Source organism: Streptomyces aurantiacus, assembly GCF_001418335.1.
GTDB lineage: Bacteria > Actinomycetota > Actinomycetes > Streptomycetales > Streptomycetaceae > Streptomyces > Streptomyces aurantiacus.
This window is the reverse complement of sequence record NZ_LIPP01000238.1, coordinates 1-7,942: the sequence shown is the minus strand read 5'-3', so window position 1 is coordinate 7,942 and position 7,942 is coordinate 1. Positions and strand designations below refer to the sequence as shown.

General features: G+C 72.5%; 8 protein-coding genes and 1 pseudogene. 8 read left to right on the top strand and 1 reads right to left on the bottom strand.

Going from position 1 to position 7,942, the window contains the following annotated elements; translation table 11 throughout:
- The coding region (locus AOK01_RS28550) for a hypothetical protein (RefSeq protein ID WP_157871522.1) at positions 1-213 on the bottom strand (213 nt) is incomplete at its 3' end.
- A 10-nt stretch (positions 214-223) separates the two neighbouring features.
- Here AOK01_RS28550 and AOK01_RS43750 point away from each other — a divergent pair.
- From AOK01_RS43750 to AOK01_RS28510, 8 genes and pseudogenes are all read left to right on the top strand, one after another.
- On the top strand, positions 224-934 hold the full coding sequence (locus AOK01_RS43750; RefSeq protein ID WP_157871520.1) for an extensin: 711 nt from the start codon (positions 224-226) through the stop codon (positions 932-934).
- A 99-nt stretch (positions 935-1,033) separates the two neighbouring features.
- Positions 1,034-1,459, top strand: coding sequence for a phage tail protein (locus AOK01_RS28540; RefSeq protein ID WP_055516693.1), 426 nt, complete (start codon positions 1,034-1,036; stop codon positions 1,457-1,459).
- 16 nt (positions 1,460-1,475) lie between these two features.
- Positions 1,476-2,201 carry a CIS tube protein gene (locus AOK01_RS28535; RefSeq protein ID WP_055516692.1) on the top strand — a complete coding sequence of 242 codons (726 nt, stop codon included), beginning with the start codon at positions 1,476-1,478 and terminating at the stop codon, positions 2,199-2,201.
- On the top strand, positions 2,201-4,099 hold the full coding sequence (locus AOK01_RS28530) for a VgrG-related protein (protein WP_055516690.1): 1,899 nt from the start codon (positions 2,201-2,203) through the stop codon (positions 4,097-4,099). Before AOK01_RS28535 ends, AOK01_RS28530 begins: the two co-directional genes overlap by 1 nt.
- A gap of 73 nt (positions 4,100-4,172) precedes the next feature.
- On the top strand, positions 4,173-4,616 hold the full coding sequence (locus tag AOK01_RS28525; RefSeq protein ID WP_055516689.1) for a GPW/gp25 family protein: 444 nt from the start codon (positions 4,173-4,175) through the stop codon (positions 4,614-4,616).
- Positions 4,616-6,577, top strand: a complete 1,962-nt coding sequence (locus tag AOK01_RS28520; protein ID WP_055516687.1) for a putative baseplate assembly protein — start codon at positions 4,616-4,618, stop codon at positions 6,575-6,577. Before AOK01_RS28525 ends, AOK01_RS28520 begins: the two co-directional genes overlap by 1 nt.
- Before the next feature lie 48 nt (positions 6,578-6,625).
- Complete coding sequence (locus AOK01_RS28515) at positions 6,626-7,183, top strand: phage tail protein (RefSeq protein ID WP_055516685.1); 558 nt, start codon at positions 6,626-6,628, stop codon at positions 7,181-7,183.
- 216 nt (positions 7,184-7,399) lie between these two features.
- Positions 7,400-7,942, top strand: a pseudogene (locus AOK01_RS28510) (hypothetical protein); the annotation flags it as partial.

Sequence of the window (7,942 nt, the reverse complement as noted above, 5' to 3'; positions counted from 1 at the left end):
GGCCACCACCCCCCTCGCCGTACAGCGCGCCACGGCGATCACCTCCGCCGTGACACCCACCGTCGTGGGCGCCACGGCCCTGAGCCACGGCCGCACGCCGACGCCGATGTCAATGTCGTCGGCGGCGTCGGCGGCGGCGGCGTCATCGGCGTCGACACCGGCGCCCGCGGTGCAGCGCTCGGCCGTCGGTACGTCCGCTCCGGCGGCCGTCACCGTCACTCCAGTGCGTGCGCTGACCCCCGCTCGCGCCCTCGCCCCGGTCCCGGCACCCGCGGCGGTGCCCCCCGCCGGTCGGCGCCCGGCGCCCGCCGCCGCCGTCCCGCTGCGTCGCCCCGCGCCTGTGCCGGGCCGGCCCGCCTCGCCGGGCAACGGACCCGCGGTGCAACGGACCGTCGCCCCCGCCGCTCCCACCGGCCACGGCGTGCCCCTCCTTGCGACCGCCGCAGCAGCCGCAGGCGCAGCCGCCGCGACGGCCGCAGCCTCCAGGACGTCCGCCTCCGCCGCCGGGACGGCTCCACGGCCGCAGCCACTCAAGCGGACAACCGCCTACCCGCCCCCGGCAGTTGTCCAGCGGCAGGCCGTCGCCGCGCCCAGGGCGCCCGTCACCGTGCAGCGGGACCTCCACCCGACGCCCGCCACGACCACCGCGGCCGTCTCCCACGTCTCGGCCCACAGCGTCTCGTCGCGCCAGTCGGCCGGGGCTAATTCCAACGGCGCGTTGCCCCCGCCCGCGTACACCGAGGTGGACGAGAGCAGAGCGCGCCCGCCGAAGTACACCGCGGTGGCCAAGGGGCAGTTCGACCCGCGTTCCCTGACCGACTTCCAGCTCGACGAACTGACGCACCGGCTGATCGGCCGCATCACCCGCCTGCTCCGTACCGAGCTGCGGCTCGACCGGGAGCGGATCGGCAAACTCCGCGACCCCCGTCGCTGACCGGCCGACACGACCGGTCGAACGACCGCCACCGCGCACGGCTCCGCCCGCCCCCCTCCCGCTTCCTTCCGACCGACGTCCGCAGAAAGGCCGCCCCCGATGTCCAGCAGACTCGACCCGGGCTCCACCGTCTTCTACCGCCTGATCATCGACGGCGAGAGCCTCGGTTTCTTCAACGGGTGCGAGGGACTCGCGTCCACGGTGGAGATCGAGCAGCGTCAGGAGGGCGGCAACAACGGCTTCGTCTGGCAGCTTCCGTCGCGGGTCAGCCACTCGAACATCCGGCTGACCCGGCCGCTGACGCCCGAGACCTCCAAGGTCGCGGCGTGGGTCTCGTCCCTGGCCACGGGCATCAAGCGGCCGACGGCGCAGATCGCCGCGCTGCGCGCGGACGGTTCGGAGGTCGCGCAGTGGGGTCTGCTCGACGTGCTGCCGGTGAGCTGGACGGGCCCGACCCTGGACGCGTCGAACCCGGCGGTGGCCACCGAGGTCCTGGAGATCGCTCACCACGGATTCACGGACTGAGGGGACGGGACACCAGATGGCCAAGGGAAGCAAGGGCGGCGCGGGCAAGAGCCTGGTACGCGCCAGCATCGCCATCCACGAGCCCCCCGTCGGTGGCAGCACCACGCCGGGCGGTCTGATCAAGACCTTCAACTTCGACTTCAACCCCACCCAGCTGCAGCTGAACCGGCGCACCCAGTGGAAGTTCACGCCGTCCGCGGCCAAGCGCGACGGGCCGGTGCCGGAGTTCATGGGGCCCGAGCCCCGGGAGCTGTCGGTCGAGATCTTCCTGGACTCGTCCACCAAGCCGACCAGCAAGGCGGTCCTGAAGAACGTGGAGGCGCTGCTGGAGTGCTGCGAGGTGACGTCCAAGAGCAGCGCCGCCAAGCAGCCCTCACCGCCCTGGGTGGTGCTCCAGTGGGGCTCCTTCTCCACGGTCCGCTTCGTCTCGTACGTACAGTCCGTGGACGTCACCTACTCGCTGTTCAGCACGACCGGTGTACCGATCCGCGCCACCTGCCAGGTGGGACTGCACGAGATTCCCGGCAGCACGATGGGCCAGAACCCGACCTCGGGCGCGCTCACCGCGCAGCGGGTGCACCGGGTCGTGGCGGGCGACTCCCTGCAGTCGCTGGCCTGGCGCGAGTACGGCAACGCGGCGGCCTGGCGCACGATCGCCGAGACCAACGGGATCGACGACCCGTCAGACCTGCCGAACGGCATCGAACTGGTCCTGCCGGCCGTCGAGGAGATAGGTCTCTGATGCCGAAGGCCTCCTTCTCCAACATCATCCATGTCACCCTCGACAGCGCGAAGATCCCCGAGCCCTACATCAAGCAGCTCGTCGGCGGCTGGGTCGATCTCGGGGCCGGCGTACCCGGCGAGTTCCGGCTCACCTTCCGCGACCCGCGGCGCGACCTGCTCAAGAAGCTGAACGTCAGGTTCGGCTCCAAGGTGGTCCTGGCCCCCGTCTCCAACGGCAAGGGCGCGGCGACCCCGCTGCTCACCGGCGAGGTCACCGGCATGGAGACCGACTACGACGGCACCGGTACGTTCACCGTCATCCGCGGCTACGACCCGGGCCACCGCCTGATGCGCGCGCGCCGGGTGGCCGCGTACCGCAACCAGTCCGCCGCCGACATCGCCCGCAAGCTGGCGAAGCTGAACGGCGTCTCCGTCGGGAAGATACGGGCCCCCAAGGTCTACGAGTTCATCAGCCAGTCCAACGTGACGGACTGGGACTTCCTGGCACGCCTCGCCGACGAGAACGAGGTGGTGATGTCGCTGGACGCCAAGGGGAAGTTCCAGTTCGACGTGCCGGACCCGGCGTCCTCGGCGCCCCCGGTGAGCTCCCCCGGCGAGTCGAACCCACGCGTGCTGCGGGGCCGGGTCGACGTACTGCGCTGCCGGGCCGCCGTCACCTCCGCCGACCAGGTCGACAAGGTCGAGTCGCGCGGCTGGGACGTCAAGGGCAAGAAGAAGATCTCCGTGATCAAACCGGCGGGCTCCTACCCCGGCGTCGCCATCGGGATCACCCCGCAGAAGGCGGCCTCGACCTTCAAGTCCGCCAAGCTGGTCGAGACCGACAGCCCGTACGACAGCCGTCCCGAGGCCCAGATCGCCAGCGCCTCCCTCGCCGACGACGTCACCTCCTCGTTCTCCGAACTGGAGGTCATGGTGCGCGGCAATCCCGAGCTGCGCCCCGGGGTGACCGTCGCGCTCACCGACGTGGGCCACCCCTTCGAGGGCAAGTACACGGTCACCTCCGTACGGCACACCTTCGGCGCGGGCAGTCACTACGAGACCGCGATCAACGTCAGCGGCCGGCAGTGGCGTTCCCTGTTCGGCCTGTCGTCCGGCGGTGGTGGTACGGCGGCGCCGCGGCTGCCCAGTGTGGCCAACGCGCTCGTCACCGACGTACAGGACCCGCTCCAGCAGGGCAGGGTCAAGCTGCAGTTCCCGTGGCTGGACGACGCGTACGTCAGCGACTGGACGCGGAGCGTGCAGATGGGCGGGAAGGGCGGCGGCGGAGTCTTCCCGATGGACGTCGGCGACGAGGTGCTGGTCGGCTTCGACCGGGGCGCCCTCGACCACCCCTTCGTCATCGGCACCCTCTACAACGGCATCGACAAGCCGACCAAGGTGAAGGAGCCGTTGCACGACACCCTCAAGAAGCAGGCGATCCGGCACACCCTGTCCGACCGCAAGGGCAACCGGATGGACCTGCTCAGCGAGCAGACCGGCGCCCGCAGACAGGGCGTCCGGCTGTCCACCGGCAACGACCGGCTGACCATCAATCTCGACCGCACCAAGACCGAGATCACCGTGGACAGCAAGGGCGCCGTCAGTATCACGGGCAGTACCTCGGTGTCCGTCGAGGCGGGTACCGACCTCGACCTGAGCGCCCGGCGCAGCGTGAGCATCAAGAGCGGCGGGCTGGTCAACATCCAGGGCCGCGGCCTTGTCACCCTCAAGTCGATGGGCGGCCCCGTGGTCGTGGACGCGATGGGTGCCCTCAACCTCAAGGCGCTCGGTGCCGCCACGCTGACCGCCGGCGGCACCGTGCAGGTCAACACCATCGGCCAGGTGGGCATGCGGGCCGTCAACATCGACCTCATGGGCCTCCTGACGGTCAACAAGAAGCCGTACCCGATCCCGTGACGGCCGAGAGAAGCACCACCACCGTGAGAAGCACGACCGTGAGGACGACGATGAGAAGGCGGGGTGGCCCCTGATGGCCGAGCAGTTCGTCGGATCCGGCTGGGCGTTCCCCATGCGCATCGGCCCCACCGGAGGCATCGCCCTGGTCAGCGGGGAGCGTGAGGTCGAGGAGGCCATCCAGCTCGTCATGGCGACCGCGCCGGGCGAGCGGCCCATGCGCCCCGAGTTCGGCTGCGCCATCCACGACATGGTGTTCGCCCCGATCAACGAGGAGACCGCAGGCCGCATCCAGCACGAGGTGTACACGAGCCTCGACCGCTGGGAGCCGCGTATCGAGGTGCACGAGGTCGAGGTGACCGCGGGCGACGACGCCACCGGTGTCCTCTACATCGACGTCCGCTACTCGATCCGCGGCACCAACAACCCGCGCAGCCTCGTCTTCCCGTTCTACGTCATCCCCTCCCACGAGGAGCCCGACGCCCCCCGCGCGGGCAACTCCCCTGAAAGCGACCGCTGATGGCACTGCCCTCCCCGAACCTCGACGACCGCCGCTTCCAGCAGTTCGTCGACGACGCCAAGCGCTACATCCAGCAGCGCGCCCCGGAGTGGACCGACCACAACGTCTCCGACCCGGGCGTCACCCTCGTGGAAACGGTCGCCCACATGGCCGACCAGATCGTCTACCGGCTCAACCGGGTGCCGGACAAGAACCACCTGGCGTTCCTGGACCTGGTGGGCATCACCCTCTTCCCGCCGTCCGCGGCCCGTACGGATGTCACGTTCTGGCTGTCCGCGCCGCAGGAGGAGCCCGTGGTGCTGCCGGTGGGCACCGAGGTCGCCACCACGCGCACCGAGAGCGAGGACGCCGCGGTCTTCGCCACCGAGGGCGAACTGACCATCGTCCCCTGCGAGTTGCAGCACCTCGTGATCCACCGCGAGGGCGAGCCCGTCGTCGACAGGACCGCCGACCTCGCCGAGGGCAAGGACGTGATGTGCTTCACCGAGGGCCCGCGGCCCGGTGACTGCATGCTGCTCGGGCTGAGCGCCGCCGTACCGCACTGCGCGGTCGCGCTCGACCTGGACAGCCGCGTCGACGGTGTCGGTGTGGACCCGAGGCAGCCTCCGCTGGTCTGGGAGGCGTGGACCGAGGAGGGCTGGGTCCTCTGCGAGGTCGACCGGGACGTCACCGGCGGTCTGAACCGGCCGGGCGAGGTCGTCCTGCACGTCCCCGGTACCCACACCCTTTCCCGCAACGGCGGGCAGGAGGCCGCCTGGCTGCGCTGCCGGGTCACCGAGCCGCTCTCCGACCAGCCCTTCTACACCACGTCGCCGACCGTCCGCTCGGTGGAGGCGTTCACGCTCGGCGGCACCACCGCGGCCGTGCACGCCGAGACCGTGGAGGACGAGGCGCTCGGCGAGTCCACCGGCCTGCCCGGGCAGCGGCTGCGGCTGGCCAACGCCCCCGTGGTGGGCGACACCCCGCCGGTGCTGCTGCAGACCTCCGAGCACGAGGGCGGCTGGACCGACTGGGAGGTCGTCTCCTCGTTCTCCGCGTCCACCGCGCAGGACCGGCACATCACGCTGGACGCCGCGACCGGTGACATCGCCTTCGGCCCCGCGGTACGGGAGGCCGACGGCACCCTGCGCCAGTACGGGGCGGTGGCCCCCAAGGGCGCCGTCATCCGCGCCCTGCGCTACCGCACCGGCGGCGGCCGGTCCGGGAACGTCGCGCGCGGCGCCGTGCAGGTGCTGCGCACGTCCGTCCCGTACGTCTCCGAGGTCGTCAACCGGGAGGCCGCGCGCGGCGGGGTCGACGGCGAGACGGTGGAGGAGGCGAAGACCCGGGCACCCATCACGCTGCGCGCCCAGGAGCGGGCGGTGACCCTGCGCGACTACGAGGAGCTCGCCCGCCGCGCCGCCCCCGAGACGGCCCGGATCACCTGCCTGGAGGGCGACGAGGGTGAGCACGGGTCGTACGCGGTCCGGGTGCTGGTGGTTCCCCAGGCCGTGCCCGACCCCGGCGGCCGGCTGCGGTTCGAGCAGCTGGTCCCCGGTGACGACCTGCTCAGGCGCATCACCCGCCACCTCGACGAACGACGCCTGATCGGCACCCGGCTCGCGGTGGGTCCGCCCTTCTACCAGGGCGTCACGGTGGTCGCCACCGTGCACGCGTTCCGCGGCACCGACACGGACCGGGTCCGCCGCCAGGCGCACGACGCCCTCTACCGGCACCTCGACCCGCTGACCGGCGGCGCCGACGGCCGGGGCTGGCGCTTCGGCCGGCCCGTGCAGTCCGGTGAGGTCTTCGCCGTCCTCCAGCGCGTCCCCGGCGTCGAACTGGTCGACGAGGTCCAGCTCCACCCGGCCGACCCGCTGACCGGCAAGCGGGGCGAGGCGACGGACCGCATCGACCTCGAAGCGCCGTCCCTGGTCTTCTCCTTCGACCACCGGGTCCGCGTGATCGGAGACCGTACGTGAGCCGACGCACGCACCCGAGAGACACCGACGCATGAGGGGGGCCGACGCATGAGGGGCTCGATCGACGGTCTCGGCTCGTCCGCGCCCATCGGGATGACGCTGCCCGCCGTGTTCGCCGACGACGATCTGGCCCAGCGGTTCGTCGGCGGGCTCGACGACGTGCTCGCGCCGATCCTGGCCGTCCTCGACAACATGGACTCCTACTTCACGCCGTCCCTGGCACCGGTGGACTTCACCCGGTGGCTGGCCGGCTGGGTCGGCGCCGAGATCGACGGCAGCGAGCCCGAGGACCGGCTGCGCGCCGCCGTCGCCGCCGCCTCCTTCCTCCACCGGGTACGGGGCACCAGCCGCGGCCTGTCCGAGGCGGTGCGCCTCGTCTTCGGCGTGGCCCCGGAGATCACCGAGAGCGGCGGTGCGTCCTGGGACGCCCGGCCGCTCGGCCCGGTCCCCGGCGACCGCCGCCCGCGCCTGCACGTCGCCCTGCGGCTGCCCCACCCGACCAGCGCCGACGAACACCGCCTCGACACCCTCGTGGCGGCCGCCCGCCCCGCTCATATGCCCTACACGGTCCAGGTGACCGCCGCCGAAAGGATTCCCGAGAGATGACCAGCCAGACCTCCGGCCCGGGACGGGAGCCGGCACCGAGCTGTGCCGAGTGCGGTGCCCGCTCGGAGCCGGGCAAGTCCTTCTGCGACTCCTGCGGGGCGATCATCAGCTGGGCCGGCAACCAGGAGCCGGCACCGAGCGCACCGGCGGCAGCACGGGCACCGGCCGCGTCACAGGCACCGGCCGCACCGAGTGCACCGGCCGCCGCACCGAGCTGTGCCGAGTGCGGCCTTCTGCGACTCCTGCGGGGCGGTACTCGGCTGGGCCGGAGACACGGACCGGCCGGCCGCCGCCCCCGTGACGGCGGGAGCCGCCGCGGCTCGGGACTCCGCGGCCGACCGCGGACCCGATCGCGGACCCGACCGAAAGGCCGACAACGATCCGCGCTGGGACGCGTTCACGGTGTCCGGTGCCGGCACGGGCTCGGCCCGCACGGCCCACGACCCGCCCGCCACGGCGGCCTCACCGGCCGTCGGGTACCCCTCCGGGGACGACACCCACCGGCGCGACGGCGGGCCCGGCTCTACAACCGGACGCCCGGAATCCGGGATCGTGCCCGAGCAGGCCGGGCACGCCCAGCCGGCGGCACCCTCGGGCGGCGCCGGTGTGCGCCTGTCGCGGCCCGCCGACCCCGCCGCGCCGGCCCACGGCTCCGCACCGTCCGAGCCGGACACGACCCCACCCGGGCTCTGGAACACGGCGGCGGCAGCCGCGAGCGCCTCCGCGGCCACCCCGGCCGCCGCAGCCCCCTCCCCGACC